The sequence below is a fragment of the Cryobacterium mannosilyticum genome, assembly GCF_004402705.1.
GTDB classification, from domain to species: domain Bacteria; phylum Actinomycetota; class Actinomycetes; order Actinomycetales; family Microbacteriaceae; genus Cryobacterium; species Cryobacterium mannosilyticum.
The window spans coordinates 48,376-67,362 of record NZ_SOFM01000029.1 but is presented as its reverse complement, the minus strand read 5'-3'; the positions used below and the strand labels follow the sequence as shown (position 1 = coordinate 67,362).

General features: G+C 67.4%; 14 protein-coding genes. 2 read left to right on the top strand and 12 right to left on the bottom strand.

Features of this window, described 5'->3' with window-relative positions:
- Positions 1-19 precede the first annotated feature (19 nt).
- Both E3O32_RS10835 and E3O32_RS10830 read left to right on the top strand, forming a co-directional pair.
- On the top strand, positions 20-991 hold the full coding sequence (locus E3O32_RS10835) for a hypothetical protein (RefSeq protein WP_134509392.1): 972 nt from the start codon (positions 20-22) through the stop codon (positions 989-991).
- Between the two features lie 73 nt (positions 992-1,064).
- Positions 1,065-2,384: an O-antigen ligase family protein gene (locus E3O32_RS10830; RefSeq protein ID WP_134509390.1), complete on the top strand. Its 1,320-nt coding sequence runs from the start codon at positions 1,065-1,067 to the stop codon at positions 2,382-2,384.
- Here E3O32_RS10830 and E3O32_RS10825 read toward each other — a convergent pair.
- From E3O32_RS10825 to E3O32_RS10770, 12 genes are all read right to left on the bottom strand, one after another.
- A complete protein-coding gene (locus E3O32_RS10825; protein ID WP_134509388.1) occupies positions 2,362-3,879 on the bottom strand; it encodes an oligosaccharide flippase family protein in 1,518 nt (505 codons plus the stop codon). The two genes, E3O32_RS10830 and E3O32_RS10825, sit on opposite strands and share 23 nt — an antisense overlap.
- 3 nt (positions 3,880-3,882) lie before the next feature.
- Positions 3,883-5,031: a DegT/DnrJ/EryC1/StrS family aminotransferase gene (locus tag E3O32_RS10820; protein ID WP_134509386.1), complete on the bottom strand. Its 1,149-nt coding sequence runs from the start codon at positions 5,029-5,031 to the stop codon at positions 3,883-3,885.
- Positions 5,028-6,254, bottom strand: a complete 1,227-nt coding sequence (locus E3O32_RS10815) for a glycosyltransferase family 4 protein (protein ID WP_166790829.1) — start codon at positions 6,252-6,254, stop codon at positions 5,028-5,030. The genes E3O32_RS10820 and E3O32_RS10815 overlap by 4 nt, the downstream gene beginning before the upstream one ends.
- A 23-nt stretch (positions 6,255-6,277) precedes the next feature.
- Entirely contained in the window at positions 6,278-6,961 is a 684-nt protein-coding gene (locus E3O32_RS10810; RefSeq protein ID WP_134509382.1) for a NeuD/PglB/VioB family sugar acetyltransferase, read from the bottom strand.
- A gap of 1 nt (position 6,962) precedes the next feature.
- Positions 6,963-8,120, bottom strand: a complete 1,158-nt coding sequence (locus tag E3O32_RS10805; protein WP_134509380.1) for a DegT/DnrJ/EryC1/StrS family aminotransferase — start codon at positions 8,118-8,120, stop codon at positions 6,963-6,965.
- Entirely contained in the window at positions 8,117-9,112 is a 996-nt protein-coding gene (locus E3O32_RS10800) for an NAD-dependent epimerase/dehydratase family protein (protein ID WP_134509378.1), read from the bottom strand. Before E3O32_RS10800 ends, E3O32_RS10805 begins: the two co-directional genes overlap by 4 nt.
- Positions 9,112-10,173, bottom strand: a complete 1,062-nt coding sequence (locus E3O32_RS10795; RefSeq protein ID WP_134509376.1) for a Gfo/Idh/MocA family protein — start codon at positions 10,171-10,173, stop codon at positions 9,112-9,114. Before E3O32_RS10795 ends, E3O32_RS10800 begins: the two co-directional genes overlap by 1 nt.
- Positions 10,174-10,239: 66 nt before the next feature.
- On the bottom strand, positions 10,240-14,637 hold the full coding sequence (locus E3O32_RS10790; RefSeq protein ID WP_134509446.1) for a DUF4082 domain-containing protein: 4,398 nt from the start codon (positions 14,635-14,637) through the stop codon (positions 10,240-10,242).
- 315 nt (positions 14,638-14,952) lie between these two features.
- The gene (gene ypfJ, locus E3O32_RS10785) at positions 14,953-15,834 is read right to left on the bottom strand and encodes a KPN_02809 family neutral zinc metallopeptidase (protein WP_134509374.1); all 882 of its coding nucleotides are present in this window, start codon (positions 15,832-15,834) and stop codon (positions 14,953-14,955) included.
- 10 nt (positions 15,835-15,844) lie between these two features.
- Positions 15,845-16,801, bottom strand: a complete 957-nt coding sequence (gene pip / locus E3O32_RS10780) for a prolyl aminopeptidase (protein WP_134509372.1) — start codon at positions 16,799-16,801, stop codon at positions 15,845-15,847.
- Between the two features lie 140 nt (positions 16,802-16,941).
- On the bottom strand, positions 16,942-17,631 hold the full coding sequence (locus E3O32_RS10775; RefSeq protein ID WP_420898109.1) for a response regulator: 690 nt from the start codon (positions 17,629-17,631) through the stop codon (positions 16,942-16,944).
- Positions 17,628-18,983 carry a sensor histidine kinase gene (locus E3O32_RS10770; protein WP_134509370.1) on the bottom strand — a complete coding sequence of 452 codons (1,356 nt, stop codon included), beginning with the start codon at positions 18,981-18,983 and terminating at the stop codon, positions 17,628-17,630. Before E3O32_RS10770 ends, E3O32_RS10775 begins: the two co-directional genes overlap by 4 nt.
- Positions 18,984-18,987: the final 4 nt, after the last annotated feature.

The window sequence follows — 18,987 nt, the reverse complement described above, 5'->3', positions numbered from 1 at the left end:
ATTCATGGGAGGTGCGCCGGTGAAGCTTTCCGAACTCATCCGTGCTATGGGTCGCCGCTGGTACGTCGTCCTGGCCGGATTGCTCGTCGTCACCGGTTTGGCCTACCTGACACTCCGATTCATCCCGCTGACCTACGACGTCAAATCATCGGTACTGCTCCTTCCCCCGACGAGCACCCTCGAAGACGGTGGCAATCCATTCCTCAACCTGGGTGGACTCGACGTCGCGGCCGGGGTCCTCGCCAAGTCCCTCACCGACTCGGAAACGACGGACACCGTCGTGCCCACCGGGTCGAAAGCGAAGTACACGGTGGAAAAGGACGCCAGCGTGTCCGGTTCCGTGCTCGAGGTGGCCGTGTCAGACACCTCGGCAAGCGGAGCGTTTCGAACGCTGAACGCCATACTCACCCTCGCCGACACGAGAATGGCCGACCTGCAGGTCTCCGCCAAAGCGCTGCCCAAATCCGAAATCCGGTTGATGGTCATCACGAACAACACGGTCGCCGAACCCAATTACTCCGCCCTCGCGCGCACCCTGATCGTGGTGATCGCTGTCGGACTCGTGTTCACCCTGCTGCTGGCCATTTCGGTGGACGCGCTCGTCCGCCGCCGAGCCATCAGGAAACAACGAGCGACCCCCCGGACCACCCGCCGGTCTCGACGAACGAGTGCGGCGACGCCCGATCCAGCCGACGTCGGAACGACCGTCCCTGAGGACGATTCAGTCGACGCCGGCACGATCGTCGCTGACCACGATTCTGTCGAGGGAGGCGCGAAGGTCCCCGAGTACGCTTCCCTTGAGGATTCCACCGATCTCGACAATCCGGGTCCGCGCCGTCCGACTCGTGACGAGCCGGACCCGACGGGTGCCGATGCCGATGCCGATGCCGACTACATAGTCCTTGCCGCACTGGGCCCGGACGACACCCCCGGCGGGCCGGGCGCGGACACCCAGCCGATACCGTCGACGCTGGTGAGCGAAAACACGTGACCTCGACGTGATCCGAGAAGATCCGACGGAGCGTCCCAGCGGACAGCCCGGCGGAATCCTGTCCCCAGGGTTCGTGCCTGAACGCGGTACGTCTCCGCCCGCGTTCTTCATCGAGGCGAAGTGGCTTGTCTCGACGTACATTCTTGCGCTGATGTTCGTCCCGGCCAACCTGACCATCTCCGCCCTGGGCTCCATCGGCACGCCGGCCGTCATCGTCGGCCTCCTCGGACTCCTCCTCTGGATCGGCGCCCAGATGAACCGCACCTACTCGACGCTCACCCCCAGGCAACCCATCCGCAGCGCCATGCTGATCTTCTTCATCTTCATCCTCGTCAGCTATGTCGTCGCAACCGTGCGACCGATCGAGAGCCTGGAGCTGAATGGCGCGGACCGTGGCCTGCTCCTCATCGCCTCATGGCTGGGCCTGGTCCTCTTGTCGGGAGACGGGCTCCCCGGTGTCGACCGGATCGAGTCGACACTTCGACTGCTGGTGATGACCGGTGCGGTTGTTGCGGTGATCGGCATCGTCCAGTTCGGCACCGGCAATCCACTCGTCGACGTGATCCAGATTCCCGGTCTCAGTGCCAACAACGATCTCACCAGCATTTACAACCGGGAGGGGTTCACCAGGGCCGCCGGAACGTCAACCCACCCGATTGAGTTCGGGGTCATCCTGTCGATGATCCTGCCGGTCGCCCTGCACTTCGCCTTGTCCGACCTCCACCGGAATCGCATCGTTCGCTGGTTTCCCGTGGCCGTGATCGCGTTTGCGGTGCCCATCACTATTTCTCGGTCTGCAATCGTCGGCGTGGTCGTTGCCCTGGTCATTCTCTTGCCGACCTGGCCGGCCGGCCGGCGGCGGATTTCCTACCTCACCATCGCAGCGCTCCTGGTCGTGATCTATGTCGCCATTCCGGGGATGATCGGCACTCTGACCAAGTTGTTCACCGGAATCACTGAAGACAGCAGTGCGCGCTCCCGCACGGACAGTTATGCACTCGCCTTCGATTTCATCCAGCGGTCACCCCTCTTCGGGCGTGGCTTCTCCACATTCCTGCCGCAGTATCGCATTCTCGACAACCAGTACCTCGGCCTCTTGATCGAAGTGGGCGTGGTCGGCACCGTGGCGCTCCTGGCCGTCTTCTCGGTGGCGATCGTCACCGGGCTTCGCGCTCGCCGGTTGGCCTCCGACCCGAAGGCTCGGAGCCTGGCCCAGGCTCTCGTGGCCATGGCAGCCGCCGGTGCCTGCAGTTTCGCGACATTCGACGCTTTCGGGTTTCCTCAGGCTTCCGGCCTGATGTTTCTCAGTGTTGGAATGATCGGCGCGCTGTCGAACGCTGTGAAACTTCAGGCTCGACCGGGGACATCCCTCACGATGACGACGCCCCTGTAAGCCAGGCCGGAATCCGCTTCCGCTTTCCAGCCCTGGGCTCCCCGAGGTCGAGGAGACGCCTCAGTATCCGGACGAACCTGGGGCCGACGATCAGGGCATAGACCGCCAGCCCGGCGAGACCCCCGACGGCGAGCATCAGGAATCCGGATGGGATGACGCTCGTGATGAACCAGGCGGATAACAGGACCCCCGCGGAACCCGCGGCAGGGAGGACGAAATCGGCCAGCAATCGCCAGACGGGGATTCCCGCCCGGTGGAGCAGGATGCCGACTCCCGGTACGACGACGAGCGCGACAATGGCCGCGTGGCCCCAGGAGACCCCGCGGATGCCGAACATTGTCGCTCCCACGACCAGGGTCGGCACGAGTGCCACCAACCAGAGCGCGTGCAACCAGGCATTGCCCATTGTCCGTCCCACCGCGACCAGGTAGTCGTAGGTCAATTCGACCAGCATCCGCCCGATGCTGAGAATCGCCAGGGCCGGAACCGCCAGCGCCGCGGCCGCCCAACGGTCACCGTAGAGGAAAGTGACGATTCCTGACGCATAGGCGGCGAGGAGCGTACCCAACAGCATGCCGAGGGACATCACCAGGAACAGTGAATCACGGAAGCCTTCCCGGCCATCGCCGCGCTCGCTGAGCTGCGCGAACATTGCAGTCGTGACCCGCCGCGCGGCCGTCGACACAAGTGTCATCGGCCACGTGCTGAGATTGAAGGCGAGCAGATACAGGCCAAGGTCGGCCTTGCCCAGTATCCGACCCACCACTACGAAGTCGACGTTGAGCAATGCCAGCAGCAGGAGGCTTGCGCCGGCCAGCGGCAGGCCGAATTTCAGCAGTCCGAGTGCGGCCTTGCGGTCGAAGCCCGGCGCATACCGAGCCGGAGCGTAGACGAGCGAGAGGACCGCCGTGACCAGATTGCCGATCACCACACCCCAGGCCAGACTCCAGGCGCCATAACCCGCCATCGCCAGCAGGATCGTCGCCGGTGTTCCCACCGCGAACGCGATCAGGTCGATCTGGGTTCGGCGCCCCTGCATGAAGGCCCGGGTCAACAGGGCGACCGGCACCGCCGCCAGGCCGTCGATCAGCACGGCCGCGCTCATCAGGCGCACGACACCGGTTGCCTCCGGAACGCCCATGGCGTCGGAGAACGGTGCCGCCGCGAACCAACTCGCGGCGAACAGGACCGCACTCATGCCGATTGCCACGGTCGTCACTGTCGGGGCGAGGGCCGCAACCGAGCCTGGGTGCCGGACGAGGGCAACGCTGACGCCGAGCTCGTTCATGCTCAGCAGGAGGTTCAAGGCGACCAAGGCGACCGCGTAGATGCCGAAGTCCTCTGGCGCAACGATGCGCGCGATGACGATGCCGGTCAAGAAGGAGCCCAGGCGTCCGACCAGGGTGTTCACCAGGCTCCAGCGCAGCCCCTTTCGCACTCTCCGCTCAAGGAAGCCGGCGGTCTCGCCCGGGCGGTCGTCAGCGGGGTCCTCCACGACTCAGACCAGACGCTTCAGCACGTCGACGACCCGGATCTGCTGGGCCTCGGTCAGGTGGGGGAACATCGGCAGCGAGAGGAGCTGCGCAGCCGCCCGCTCGGCCACGGGGAAATCGCCCCTGGCCAATCCGAGGTGCCGGAAGGCGCCGGTCAGGTGAATCGGGGTCGGGTAGTGCAGCGCCGCGCCGATTCCTTCCGCATGGAGTCCGGCGAGGATGCGGTCGCGGTTCTCGACCCGGACGGAGTAGATATGCCAGTTGTGCACGTTCCCCGCGAGGGTGACCGGCGTTCGTACTCCGTCGACGTCGGCCAGCAGCTCGTCATACCGTCGTGCAGCCACCCGACGAGCCTCGTTCCAAGCGTCAAGCCTCGCCAGCTTGGACCGAAGGACAATCGCTTGGATCGAATCCAGCCGGGAATTGAACCCGAACTCGTCATGCACGTACTTCTCGGTGCTGCCATGACTTGCGATGCGTCGCACCCGGGCGGCGAGATCGTCATCGCTGGTCAACACCGCACCACCGTCGCCGGCGGCGCCCAGGTTCTTGCCCGGATAGAAGCTCGTGCCCGCAATGCGGGACAGAGAGCCTGCGGGCCTTCCGTATCGAGTCGCGCCCTGCGACTGGGCGGCATCCTCGATCACGACGGCACCGTGCCTGCCCGCTACCGGCAGGATCTGGTCGACCGGTGCAGTCTGCCCATACAGGTGGACGGCCATGACGGCCGCGGTCTCATCCGTGATCGCGCGCTCCACCGTGGCCCGGTCGAGGAGGAGGGAATCGTCATCGACGTCGGAAAATCTGACCGTGGCTCCCGCACGAAGGACCGCCTCCGCCGATGCGATGAACGAGTTCACGGGCACCAGGACTTCACGTCCATCGACGATGTCGAGAGCCCGGAGCGCGAGCTCGAGCGCATCCGTCCCGTTCCCGACACCGATGCAGTGGGTCACCGCGCAGTAGGCCGCGAATTCGGCCTCGAAGGCGTCGACATGCTTGCCTCCGATGAAGGTCGCGCGCCTGAGAGTATCGACGATCGCGGTGCTGATTTCGTCAAGGATCTCCCCCTGTTGCGCGACGAGATCGATGAACGGTACGGGGGCCGTCAGCGTTTCCACCGGAACTGCACTGGTGAGGACAGAATTCGTCATCGGGAGACGCTCCTTTCTGATTGAAGCTGAATGGATGCCAGGGAGTTGAAGTCGTCGCTCACGACCCCGCCGAGCCGGCGCCTGACCTTGCGCCGCATTTCGTAGCCGGTCACTGACAGATAGGGCGCCAACAGCCGGGATGGCGCACGGGGACTGGCCTTGCTGCGTGCTACCGCTCGAAGATAGAAATCCTCCAGGAGTTCGGCTGCGGCCGGGAGCCCGTAGCGGGACTCGACCGTGGCGCGCGAAAACGACCCCAGTTCATCCCGGTGGTCTGCGTCTTCGAGCAGGGGGCGGAGCAGCCGGCCGAGCCTCGCGGCACCATCGCGCTCCTCGCCGGGGGCGCCGATGCCGAACCAGCCGTTCTCGGTGAAGCCGCTCAGCGAATCGGGCTCGAGTACCCGCCAGAATCCCTGTTCGCCCTGGACGATGAGGGGTTTCGTGAAGGCCATCGACCTGAGCGCTGAGCCCCCCATCCCAAGCGCAATGTCGGCCGCGTCGTAGACCGGGCGCGGATCGACGAGGGTACCCGTGAGTAGCACGGCCTGTGTTCCCGCTGCCGTGTTGGCACGGAGCGCGGCGGCCTCGACCTCCGCACGGATCGGCCCGTCCCCGGCGATCACGAGCGTGACCGGGAACTCACGGGCGAGCGCACCGGCCGCCTCGATGGCAGTGAGGATGCCTTCCCGCTTGAGCTCCTTGGCCAGCCTGGTGACCAGGGAGACGACCAGGGTCTCGGGGGCGATCCCCAGTCGACGCTTCGCGGCAATCTGGTCTACCGGCCGATCATGCTCGGTATCCACCGGCGGCTCGAGCAGGATGACCTCGGCCCGGTGGGCGCGTTCCGTCCGCAGGATGCTCTCCGTGCCGACGGTGAGCGGCAGCCAACTCGGCAGGAATGGCGCCACCGACATCGACATCACCGTGCACACGGCCGGCACGCCCAGCTTCCGGTCGGGCCCGAAGAGGGCTTCCAGAGCCGTCGGCCACTCGAATCCATGCACGACGTCGGCGTCCGCCGCCTCGACGACGGCACACAGCCGCTTCATCACGGCGAACGACGGGCGGATCCGAGGCAACGGCGCAAGCTCGTAGCGCAGTCCGCGCTCGGTGACCAACTCCACGAGCGGGCCTGGTGGACAGAAAACCGTCAGCTCATGGCCGCGCTCGCGCAACGCGGTCGCGATGTCGATCGCGTTGCGCTGGCTACCTCCGAATTCCATCGAATGCGGATAGATCACTATCCTCATGACCACGCCCCAGATCCGACAGCCCTGGGCGAATCGACCGGGCTGTCCGGCGTGGGCCGGCGGGATATCGGTCGAGCCGGCACGTTGAGCCAGGTTTCACCGGCCGGGACGTTCTGGAGAACGACCGCGCCCATACCGACCGTGGCCCCCCGGCCGACTTCGACGCCCTGCCGGACGGACGCGTTCATTCCGATGTAGCTTGCCTCGCGGAGCACGACGGCCCCCCCGAGGGATACTCCCGCGGCGATGGTGACAAAGTCGTCGACCACGTTGTCGTGCGTGAGAGTGACATTCGGCATGACGACGACATGGCGCCCTACGCTGACGTTGGCGGTCAGGACGACGCCGGCCAACACGATGCTTCCCACGCCGACACGATTGCCGGTCGGAACGTGAGCGGCGGACGAGACGAAGGTGGCATACCGGTCGTCACCGACCCCCAGCCCGGCGAGGCGCTCGACCAGCCTCCGACGCCCCTGACCGGAGCCGACGCACACCAGCAGATCCGCTCCGTGCAGCGCCGCGCGGTCGATCCCGCCGAGGATGGGGATGCCGGCCAACCGTCCCCCGTGGCGGGTGGAATCATCGTCCAGGATGCCGACAGGCCGGTACGCGTCACCGAGGTCGGCCAATATTTCACGCGCCAGACCGCTCGCCGCCAGCAGCAGAAGGTCCTTCATTTCAGACCGTGCTTGGGGCAAGCGAACGCACGGCGGCGCGCACGGCGGCGATCACCCGGTCCTGGTCCGCGATCGTCAGCTGGTGATAGAGCGGGAGGATGAGGGTGTTGTCCGTGAGGTGTTCCGTGACCGGAAGTGCGAGTCCTCCTGTGTACCGGTCCCGGTAGGCGGGCTGGCGGTGGGCCGCCATGATCCCGCGCCGACCGGAGATATCCGCCGCCGCCAAAGCCTCGAGGACGCCATCACGCCCGCCGGCCGGGCCGGGCTCTACCTCGATCCAGAACGACTGAAAGTTGCCCTGACCCCAGTCGGGGTCGCCCACACAGCGCACACCAGGGATGTCGGCGAACTCCGCCGTGTACCGGGCGGCCAGTTCCCGGCGTCGTCGCACGATCTCGGCGAGCCGGCCGAGCTGTACGAGACCGATGGCCGCCTGCAGGTCCGTCATCCGGTAGTTGAACCCGATCTCGTCGTATTCCTCGGCGGGCGCCAGCACGCTTCCCTGTCGATCGCTCGCCGACACGCTCATGGAGTGTTCCCTCAGCCGCCGCGCTCGCGCCGCCCACTCACCGTTCGAGGTGGTCAGCATCCCCCCTTCCCCCGTGGTGAGCAGCTTGCGCGGGTGGAAGGACCACGCTGCGAGGACGGCCCCGGAGCCGACCGGCCGGCCACGGTAGCGTGATCCGGCACCGCAGGCGGCGTCTTCGATCACCACGATCCCGCGGGGGTCGCACAACTCGCGAATCGGGTCGAGGTCGACGGGCACCCCGCCCTGGTCGACGACGATCACGGCCTTCGTCCTGGAGGTGAGGGCGGCCGAGAGCGTTTCCGCAGTGACGTTTCCGGTCACCGGGTCCACATCGGCGAAGACCGGCCGGGCGCCCAGGTAGGTGGGGGCGTTCGCGGTGGCGATGAAGGAGAACGACGGCACAACGACGTCGTCGTCGGCCTCCACTCCGGCGACGATCAGGGCGAGATGCAGCGCCGTGGTGCAACTGGATGTGGCCACCGCGAAGTCGGCCGCCATGACCTCGGCGAAGGCCGCTTCGAACCGCGTGACGCGCGGCCCCTGAGCCACCCAGCCGGACTCGATCACCTCGGTCACGGCGAGGATCTCCTCCTCCCCCAGCCATGGTTTCATCACGTTTATTCTGCTCATGATGCGACCAGTGTGCGTCCGGCGGCGATTTCCGCACGGAGCGGTCGCCACCACCTGACGAGTTCGCGGAGCCCGTCGGCGAGGGACACTGTCGCGTCGAAACCGAGGTCATGGCGTGCCGCCCGCACGTCGGCGAGTCGCCGAGTGACGCCGTTGACCGCACGGTCCGGCCCGTGTTCAACGGGCAGGTCCGAATCCATCGCTTCCAGGAGCGCCTCGGCCAGGCCGAGCAAGCTCGTTTCCGTACCACTGGCGACGTTGTAGACGCCGTCCGTGACGGTACTCGTCGCTGCGAGCAGATTGGCCCGAGCGATGTCCGTGGTGTACACGAAGTCCATGGTCTGCAGCCCGTCGCCGAAGATCAACGGCGGCTTCCCGTCCGCGATACGTTCCATCCAACGCACGAGCACCTCGGTGTACAAGCCGTGCACATCCATTCGCGGTCCGTAGACGTTGAAGTAGCGCAGGGCAACGTAGTCGAGCCCGTTCATGGCGCGGAAACTGCGAAGCATCCCCTCGTTGAAGGACTTGGCGGCGCCGTAGAAAGTGTCGTTGTTGTGGTGGTGATGACGTTCGGAGGTGGGGAAGGTTTCGGCCAGGCCGTAGACGGATGCACTCGACGCGGCGACTAACTTGCCCACTTTGTTCGCCACGGCGGCCTCGATCACGTTGAAGGTCCCGTCGACGAGCACCTCGAGTGCAAGCCGAGGTTCCTCGGCGCATTGGGTGATCCTGATCGCTGCCTGATGGAAGACGACGTCCATCCCCCGGGTGACCCTGCCCACGACCTCCCGATCTCGGATGTCGCCCCTGACGAGCTGCACCCGTCCGGTCTCGAAGGCATCGGCGAGATTCGCCTCCCGCCCCCGGACGAGATTGTCCAGAACGGTCACGTGCGCGACGCCGGCATCGAGAAGTTGGTCGACGATGGTCGATCCGATCGTTCCCGCGCCGCCGGTCACCAGGACCCGTGCCCCATTGAGTGTTGTCATCAGAACTCCCCGACCGACACGCGGTCTTCATTCAGTGCTATCGCGGCCCCGTTGGCCGCCAGACTCCCACTTGCCGCTTCCAGGACGGACAGTACACGCAGCCCCGCCTCGCCGTCGGTGCGAGGTGGACGCCCCTCTCGGATGCTCTCCGCAAACTCCGTCGCCATTGCCCCGAGAGCCTCACGCTCTGGCAACGCGGGCGACCAGGTGTCGCCAAGCCGATAGGAGATCGTCGCGGCCTGACGCTCGGCGCCGTCCAGTGCCTGCAGTTCCAGGTCGACGCCGCGGTCATAGACGCTGAGTCGTTGCTGCGGGTTGAGGTCGTCCCAGACCAGGGTCCGTTTGGTCCCACCGACGATCATCTGGCGGATCTTCGTCGGACTCAGCCAGTTGACGTGCACATGGGCCATTGCGCCGTTGGGAAGCGGCAGAACGAGGTAGCCGATGCAGGACTTTCCGGACCCCAGAGGATCCGCACCGTTGGCCGAGACGCTGAGCGGTCGCAGCCCCCCGGGCAGGATGAAGTCGATGATGGAGAGGTCGTGGGGTGCGAGATCCCAGAACACGTCGACATCGGGTTGGATGAGGCCGAGGTTGATGCGCACCGAGTCGATGAACAGAATGTCGCCGAGGGCACCCTGCGCGATCAGCTCTTGAATCTTCAGGACGGCCGGCGTGTAGCAGTAGGTGTGATCTGTCATCAGGACCAGGCCGCGCTCCGCGGCGGCGCGAACCATGTCACGCCCACGAGCACCGGTGTCCGCGAGTGGCTTCTCGACCATCACATGCTTGCCCGCGCTGAGGGCGGCGCGGGTGATGCCGTGGTGGGTGCGCGCCGGAGTCGCGATGGCGACCGCGTCGACGTCTTCGGAGGCGAACAATTCGCTGAGTGAAGTCACCGCGCGAACCCCGCCGACCGTGTCGGCCAGTTTCTCGGCTCGATCGTGGTCGAGATCGCAGACCGCCACCAGGTCCCAGTCCGGGCTGTTGCGGAAGTTCCGGGCCAAGTTCGGCCCCCAGTACCCCGCTCCGATGACGGCGATTCTCAGCTTGGTATTCATCCTTGCCCCCAATCGGATTGTGTGCTGCCGGTGGTTGTGGAGTCTCGATCGTGCCTGACTGGTTCGCTACGGCGTGGGGACGAAGTGCACGTCGACCCAGTAGTTGTGGCTGGCGACCCGATCCGGGAAGCCGGTCGAGTAGCTGTAGGCGCCCCCAGTCGCGACGGTGGAGAGCGACCCGTTCGCGACCGACGCCGCAAGCCCATTCAGGTCGATAGCGTAGGAACCCGAGTTGGCGTAGTAGCTTGCGCGGTACTCGACGCCGGCCTGGATGGCGACGGGAGTCGCAAAGTAGAGGTCCTGCCATCCGCTCGCCGTCGCCGGGGCGAAGGTGCCCGTTGCCAGAACTGCACCGGTCGGGGACCACAGAGCACCCTGGTGGGCGCCCGTGTCGGTCGGACCTCGGTAGTAGCGGATGCCGGTGATGGTTCCGGTGGTCGACGCCATGAACCGCACGCCCAGCTGAACCGACCCCGGGTCTGCCCAGGAAAGGTTCGTCGGCGTGCTCGTCGACGAGAAGATCGACACGCCGGGGACGGGTGTCGGCGGCGGGGGCGGCGGGGTCACCGCGAACACCAGATCGACGAAGTAGTTGGTGGCGTTCCAGGAATAGGTGGGGAACCCTCCGGCGGCGCCGTACAGGTAGCGCCCATTGCCGCTCACCGGCGCCGTAAGCGGCCCGCTGGTCTTGGCCTGGCTGAAGTACGCCGGAGTGGAGGAGTATCGTCCCTGCGGAGCCAGATAGGACACGATGTAGCTCTGTCCGGCTGACAGGGCGAGCGGGGTGCTGAGCTGCGCGGTCTGCCATCCGCTGGCTGTTTCATTGGCGAAGGTCACCGACGCCAGTCGCACGCCCGCCGAGGACCAGATGGACCCGGTGTGAGTGCCGTCGTTGCCGGCCCCCTTGAAGAACCGGATCGCGGACACTGTGCCGTCCTGTGACGGAGTGATGGAGACACCCAGTTCCACCGCGGAGGTGTCGCCGGAGGCCGAGAGAGAGGTGGGGACATCACTGCCGAACAGACTGTATGTGGTCGCTTGCCCACCGGCCGCAGCAACGGTGAACGACCAGGTCTGAGTGGCGAGCGCGATCCCCTGGGTCGAGGTCACGTTGCTCAGGCTCACGTTCACGGTGGCACCGTCGGGCAGGGGCTGCGCCGGCGTGAGGGTGATCGTCATGCCGTCGCCGGATAGCGCGGTCGACCCGGCGATGGGCGTGCCCGCTCTGTTCGCGGTCAGAGAGAACCCGGTCTTGACGGCCGTGGACAGTCGGGCGGCGATGGCAGACGCGGGGGCGACGCCCGTCGCACCGTTCGCGGGAGTCAGGCTGACGACAGTGATCGGGTCGGGGGCACGATTGAAGATGACGTCGACGAGGTAGCTGGTCGATGACCGCGAGGATGGGAAGGCATCCGCGTAGACGTACGAACCGGCGTTGGGGCCGGCGACGAGCGGGCTCTTGGTGATGCCCGACCCGCTGAAGACCCCCGGCGATGCCGAATACGTTCCGAGGGGTGCACGGTAGGACGCGATGTACTCGGTGTTCGGGGTGATCGTCACCGGGGTGCCGAAGTTCACGGTCTGCCAGCCGGAGGTACTCTCGCCGGTGAACGTGGCCGTAGCCAGCTGGGTGCCCGTGGACGTCCAAAGCGTCCCGATGTGGGTGCCGGTGTTGCCGGCGCTCTTGTAGAACCGAACGCCTGAGATGGTTCCAGCGGCGGTGCTCGAGAAACGAACGCCCAACGTCAGCATCGCGTTGTCGGAAACCTGCAGGATGGTCGGCACCGTGGCGTCGGTGAAGATACTGCACGGGCAGAGTCCGTCGGCCGCAGGTGGTCGCACGGTCGTGAACGTCCAGGTTCCGCCGGATGACAATGACAGCCCCGCGGTGTCCTTGGCGGTCAGGGTGACGGAATACGTGACGAATCCGTTCAGGGCAGTCGACGGCGTGAACGTGGCCGTTCTGGTGGCGGCGGTGTAGCCGCTGCTGCCGGCCACGGTTGCACCCAGCTGATCGACGAGCTTGAAGCTGATCGAAGCCGGGTCGGACTCCTTGGACAACACGGCGCTGATGGTCGTGCCCATCGGCACACTCGATGAGCCGGGCAAGGGCGACTGTCCGGTGGCCACCAGCGGTGAATTGTCGGTGGCGTCGAAGATGGCATCGACGAAGTAATTGCCCTGCCGGTAACTGTCGACGGGGAATGACCCGTTCGTGCTGTACACGCCCGCGGGCGCGGCGCCGAAGCCGCCGGCGACGCCGAGGGGCGCACTGGTGACTCCGCGGTAGGACCAGTAGTACGACGCTGCCGCATAACGGCCCTTCGGCGCCGAGTAGGACACCGTATAGCTGGTTCCGGTCGTCACCTGCACCGCGGACGTGAAGGTCGCGCTCTGCCACCCGGAGGCACTCTCGTTCCCGAACGTCACCGTTGCCAGGCGCACGCCGGTCGAACTCCACAGGGACCCCGTGTGGGTTCCGGTGTTCGCCAGGCTCTTGTAGAAGCGCACCCCGGTGATGTAGCCGTTCTGGGTCGGCGTGAAGCGCAGCCCCAGCTCGACGGCCGACGTGTCGCCGGAATCCGGCAGGGAGGGAACCTGGGCTCCGAAGACGGAGTACGGTCCGGTACTCGTGATCGCGACGAGCGTCGGAGTGGCCGGTCGGTTCAGGCTGTCGTCAATCGCGCGCACCCGGATGCTCTGCGCACCGACACCGCGCTGGAGGTAGGTGTAGGACCACGTGGTGGTGCCGGTCGCCGGGTGCCAACTGGCACCTGCGTCGGTGGAAACCTCGACGCCGGCGACGACGCCGCCGACATCGGCGGCCGTGCCGTTGAGGGTGACGGATGTCCCGTTGGCCACCGATGATCCCGACGCCGGCGAGGTCACGGTGACCGTGGGTGCTGTCGTGTCCGTGGTTGCGGTTGCCGCGATGAGTGCGTTGGAGAGCGTGGCGGGCTGGGCGCCCATGTCCGCGAGGAGGTTGACCTGTGCCTGTTGCATCCGCAGATCCGCGGCCGCGCCTGCACCGTCGTGGGTCTGGTCGAGGCCCCAGGACCACTGGATGCTCCCGGCCGAGAACACGAGTGCACCGCTGGCCGCGCGGTACATCGTCAGGTGGTGCGTGGTCGTTCCTGCGGCGACGGTGTTACCGAAGTCCTGCAAATATTCGGGTACGGCACCGGTGGTGGTCGACAGCCGGATCTGGCCGGCGGGCCGGAATCCGTTGTCGAGGTCTTCGTTGGATTCGTAGCCGATGGTGTGCGGGGCGAGCGCCGCGGTCGTCCCAGGGGCGAGACTGGTCAGACTGGTGTTCCGCCACAGTCGATTCTTGCCCTCTGCCGCCGACACCGTCACCGGAAGGTCGGAGAAGTTCGACTGGTACAGCGTGCCGGACACCGCGTTTTCGGGCAGGCCGGCCCCGTTCGCCTGCGACGCGAAGCGAGGGTCCCGCCAGGTTCCCGTCCATTGAGGCGACGGGTCGATCTTGGCGCTGTCCTTGGTCTCCTTGTAGGTGACGAGCGTGCGGTACGGCGTGGCGCCCGCAACCGAGGGCTCAAAGCGCGTGCGCCAATAGGCCTCGTTGCCGGAGAGGAACTGCAGGTTCACCCCCGCATCTCGCGCGGCCTCGATGTTGGCCCGCTGAGCACCGGACCAGTACTCATCGTGCCCGACCGAGAGGAATACCTTGTGGTTCAGCAGGGCAGAGCCGAATCGGTCCGTGTCCACGTTGCTGAAGTACGAGACGTCGTAGCCGTTCTTCTCCAGAAACCGCACCAGAGGGTATTCACCGCTGAAGTAGAAGTCCCGGCCACCGCTGACACCACGGGTGGTGAAGGGACGGTTGTAGCTCACCTTGTAGGCGCGACCGACCGGCCCACCCTGGTACAGGCTGGAGCCGCCGTAGTTGTTGTAGGCCTGCCAGGTCGAATCCGAGGTCTGGAAGAGCACCGCCGAACGGCTGGCCTCGTTGCGCACGATGAAGGTGATGTGACTCTGGCCGCCGGTGTCGGTGCGGGTGAGCAACGCGAAGTAGACTCCGGAGACGGCGTCAGCCGGTACCGGCCAGGAGGCTGAGACCGCCCAGTTGCCGCAATCGTACAGGCCCGTCGACGCGTCGCTCAGGCACGCCGGTTGCGTCTGGGGCAGAGCAGCCGAAGGGGTGACGCTGGCAACCTTGCGCGCACCGAGGCCCTGGTACCAGCCGGTCCGATAGATGTCGACCGTGTAGGCCCGCGCACCGGTGAGCACCTTGAAACCGACCGTCGTGCCGACGTTGACGCTGATGTCGGTTGAGAATCCCTGGATCGTGGCATCGCCCGAATCGTTGATGTCCCAGACGGTGGGGCTGGTCCCCGGGAGCGCGTTCTCGCAGACGATCGGATTGGCGGCGACGCCGCATCCGGTTGCGGCCGTCGCCGGGGCGGAACCCGTGAAGACGACGGCGACGAGCACCACAGCCATCAGGAATGCACTCGCGGTGAAAGATGTCAGTCGTTTCACCGGCGTTCGGGGCGCCAGCGTTTCGTGGAAGAATCCACTTTTCAAGGTCGACACACGTACTCCCAGGCATCCCGGGTGGCTGTGGCCGTTCGGGTAACGACCGCCGTTGCTGGACTCCGTCGGGGTAGCTAGGCGAAGTGGATGCCGATCCAGCAGGTGTTCGCGGAAACCGAAGGAGGGTAAGTGCCGACGGGAAGTTGAGTTCCGCTCACAACACAGACAATGCCATAGGTCCGGGATACCCACACACCCCCATTCGGGGGCTAAATGGGGGGCCTAGAGTTCGGCGTCGCCGGGGGCGAAGGTGTCGCAGGCGCCGGCGCCCTGTTCCAGGCCGGTGCTGAACCAGCGCTGGCGCTGTTCGCTTGAGCCGTGGGTCCAGCCCTCGGGGTTCACCTGGCCCTGCGTCGCGGCCTGGATCCGGTCGTCGCCGACCGCAGAGGCCGCGCTCAGGGCATCCCTCAGCTGCGCCTGGGTGATCGGCTTGAGGAAGGTCACCCCGTTGTCGTCCGTGTTCGTCGTGGCCGCGCCGGTCCAGGCGCCGGCGAAGCAGTCCGCCTGCAACTCGACCCGCACCGAATTGGAGGCAGCGCCGGTCTGGCCGTCCTGCGACTGGGCCAGCACGCCGGTCAGGTTCTGCACGTGGTGGCCCCACTCGTGGGCGACCACGTACATCTCGGCGAGCGGCCCGCCGGAGGAGCCGAACCGGGTGCGCAGGTCGTCGAAGAATGCGGTGTCGAGGTAGATGGTCGCATCCGGCGGGCAGTAGAACGGGCCGGTGGCGGCGGATGCTGCGCCACAGCCGGTGCCGGTGCTGCCGGTGAACAGCGCGACCGGCTGCGGCTGCTGGTAGGCGACGCCGAGCCGGGGCAGCTCCTGCGCCCAGTAGGCGTCGAGCGAGGCCGCGGCACCCTTCATCCGGCATTCCACGTCGGCGTTCGCCTGCGCGCCGGTCGTGCACTCGGCGAGGTTGGAGACGCTTCCCGGCTCGGCGGCCGGCTCACCACCGGCGAGGCCGGTCAGGTCGACGCCGAGGAACTGCGACAGCAGGAACAGGGCGATCACGCCCAGCCCGCCGCCGCCCACGGCGATCCCCGTGTTCCGGCCCCGTTTGCTGACCCGGCCGCCGCCGATGTTCGCGTTGTCGTTGAACGTCATGAGTAAAAAGTTACAGCGCGAAGCGGTCCGTCGCCTCAATGATCGCGTCCAGGTTTCCGGGCTCGTCGAACGAGTGGCCGGCGTCGGGGATCAGGCGGAAGTCCGCCTCCGGCCAGGCCTGGTGCAGCTCCCAGGCGGTGAAGGCCGGAGTGCACATGTCATAGCGGCCCTGCACGATCACGCCGGGGATGTCTTTGAGCCGGTCGGCGTCGCGAATCAGCTGGTTCGGCTCGAACCAGCCCCGGTTGGTGAAGTAGTGGTTCTCGATCCGGGCGAACGCGACGGCGAAGGACGGTTCGGTGAACCGGGCGATCGTCTCGGGCTGCTGGAGCAGGGTGATCGTCGACGACTCCCAGGTCGACCAGGCGACCCCGGCCCGTTCCCGCACCGCCTGGTCGGGGTCGTGCAGCAGCCGGCCGTAGGCCTCGATCAGGCGGCCGCGCTCGTCGACCGGCACCGGCGCGATGAAGTCTTCCCAGAGGTCAGGGTAGATCGCGGCGGCGCCGCCCTCGTAGAACCAGTCGAGTTCGACCGGCCGCAGGGTGAAGATCCCGCGCAGCACGAGTTCGGTGACCCGGTCGGGGTGGGTCTCGGCGTAGGCGAGGGCGAGCGAGCTGCCCCAGGACCCGCCGCAGACCAGCCACCGGTCGATGCCGAGGTGCTCGCGCAGTTTCTCGATGTCGGCGACGAGGTGCCAGGTCGTGTTCGTGGCGAGGTCGGCATCCGCTTCGCTCGCGTGCGGGGTGCTCCGGCCGCAGCCGCGCTGGTCGAACAGCACGATGCGGTACTTCTCAGGGTCGAACACCCGACGCTGCTTCGGGCTCGAGCCGCCGCCGGGTCCCCCGTGCAGGTAGACCGCCGGCTTGCCGTCGGGGTTGCCGGATGCCTCCCAGTAGATGGACTGTCCGTCACCGACCTCGAGCATTCCGGTTTCGTAGGGTTCGATCTCTGGATAGAAGGTGCGCATTCCTTGAGCCTATTGGCCGCACCGGGCCGGAGCGAAACCGCGGATGCCACCGGCTACTCCGCCGCGGCATCCGTCGCCGCGCCCGGATCGGCAGCCCGCGCCCGCCGGCGCGGCCGCGCCGTGCGCAACCGGGCGCGGTGTCAGCGGCCGACGAGGCCAAGCCGGTAGGCGAGGATGACGACGTGCACCCGATCGCGCAACCCCAGTTTCGCCAGGATGCGCCCGACATGGGTCTTCACGGTGGATTCGGAGAGGAAGAACCGTTCGGCCAGCTCGGGGTTCGACAGGCCCTCCGCGATCGCGAGGAACACCTCCCGTTCCCGCTCGGTGAGCGCGCCGAGTCGGGAGGCGTCGTCGTCGTCCGCGGCCGGCAGCTTCGACCCGAACAGCTCGAGCATGCGCCGGGTCACCCGGGAGGAGACCGACGCGTCGCCGGAGGCGACCGCGCGGATCGCCGCCGTCAGCTCGCTCGGCTGCGCGTCCTTGAGGAGGAACCCCCGGGCTCCGGCGCGCAGCCCGCCGAAGGCGTACTCGTCGAGGTCGAAGGTGGTGAGGATGATGATCCTGCTGTCGGGGTGGGCCGCGCTGATCTGCCGGGTGGCCTCGATGCCGTCGATCCCGGGCATCCGCACGTCCATCAGGATGACGTCGGGCAGCACGCTCGCGGCGAGCGTGATCGCCTCCGCGCCGCTGCCTGCCTCGGCCACGACGGTGAAGTCGTCCTCGGCCTCGAGCACCATTCGGAAGCCGGTGCGGAGCAGGGCCTGGTCGTCGACCAGCATGATCCGGGTCTGCGTCATTCCGGTCGGGGTCGTTCGGGCCTGGGTCATTCGGCTGCCTCCGGTTCGTCCACGTCCATCACGGCCCGCACCTGCCACCCGCCGCCGCCGGGGATCGCCCCGGCCTCCAGCGTGCCGCCGTAGAGCGCGGCGCGTTCGCGCAGCCCGATGAGGCCGCGCCCGGGCGGCTGGGCCGGGCCCTCGACCCGGCGCCGGCCGTTGTCGGCGACGACGACCTCGACCCGGCCGGGCGTCGACGCCACGCGCACCGAGACGAGCGTGGCCGCGGCCGCGTAGCGCAGCGCGTTCGTCAGGGACTCCTGCACGATCCGGTAGATCGTGAGCTGCAGGCCCGGGTTCGCCGGGATCCGGCCGCTGAGTTCGAGCCGGGCCGGGAGCCCCGCAGGACGGAAGGAGTCGACCAGGTCGACCAGCTGGTCGGCTCCCGGCTGGGGGTTCAGGGGCGCATCCGCTGACGCCGGGTCGGCCTGGTCTGGACCGTCACGGCCGTCGTGATCCGCCGGGTCGGCCCGGTCGGCCGGGTCGGCCAGGCCTGCCGGACCGGGCGGGTCTTCGGCCAGCACCCCGAGCAGCCGGCGCATTTCGGTCATCGAACTCCGGCCGGTGGCGGCGACCTCGCGCAGCGCGGTCCTGGACCGTTCCGGGTCCTTGTCCAGCAGTGCGTCGGCGCCGTCGGCGAGCGCCACCATGACCGAGAGGCTGTGCGCGACGATGTCGTGCATCTCCCTGGCGATCCGCCCCCGTTCGGTGACCCGGGCGAGCTGGGCCTGCTGGTCGCGCTCCCTGGCCAGCTGGGCGGCCAGGTCGACCAGGGCGGCGACGTAGCGTTTGCGATCGCCGATCGTGACGCCGAGGAGAGTGGCCGCGAGCATGAGGATGGCGTACTGGCCGGCCACGCTGGGCCAGGCCGCGTAGGTCGCGCCGTCGGCCAGGTACGCGCCGAGCGCCGCGACACCGACGCCGGCGATCAGCCCGAGCCAGGCGCTCCGCACGCCGCGGTAGACCGCGACCGCGTAGAGCGCGATCAGAACGGGCACCGTGTCGCCCTGCCCCTGGCTCGGGAAGGAGGCGAGCAGCCCGGCGCAGGTGACCCCGAGCACGAGCAGCGGGGCGTGCCGGCGGAAGAGCAGCGCGGCGGTGAGCAGGGCGGTCACGACGGCGGTCACGACGACCGCGGACGGCCGGGCCGGGCCGCCGGGCGCCGCCAGGTCGATCAGCACGGTGATCGTCATCGGCACGAAATACCCGGCGGCGACGAGCGAATCGGTCAGCCACGGATGCCGCGCCCAGAACCGCCGGGCGACACCGGGCGGTGTCGGCAGGCGCAGGTCACCCCCGGGAGGCCGGGAAGGCCGCCCGGGGGTGAGCTGCGCGTTGGTCATTCTG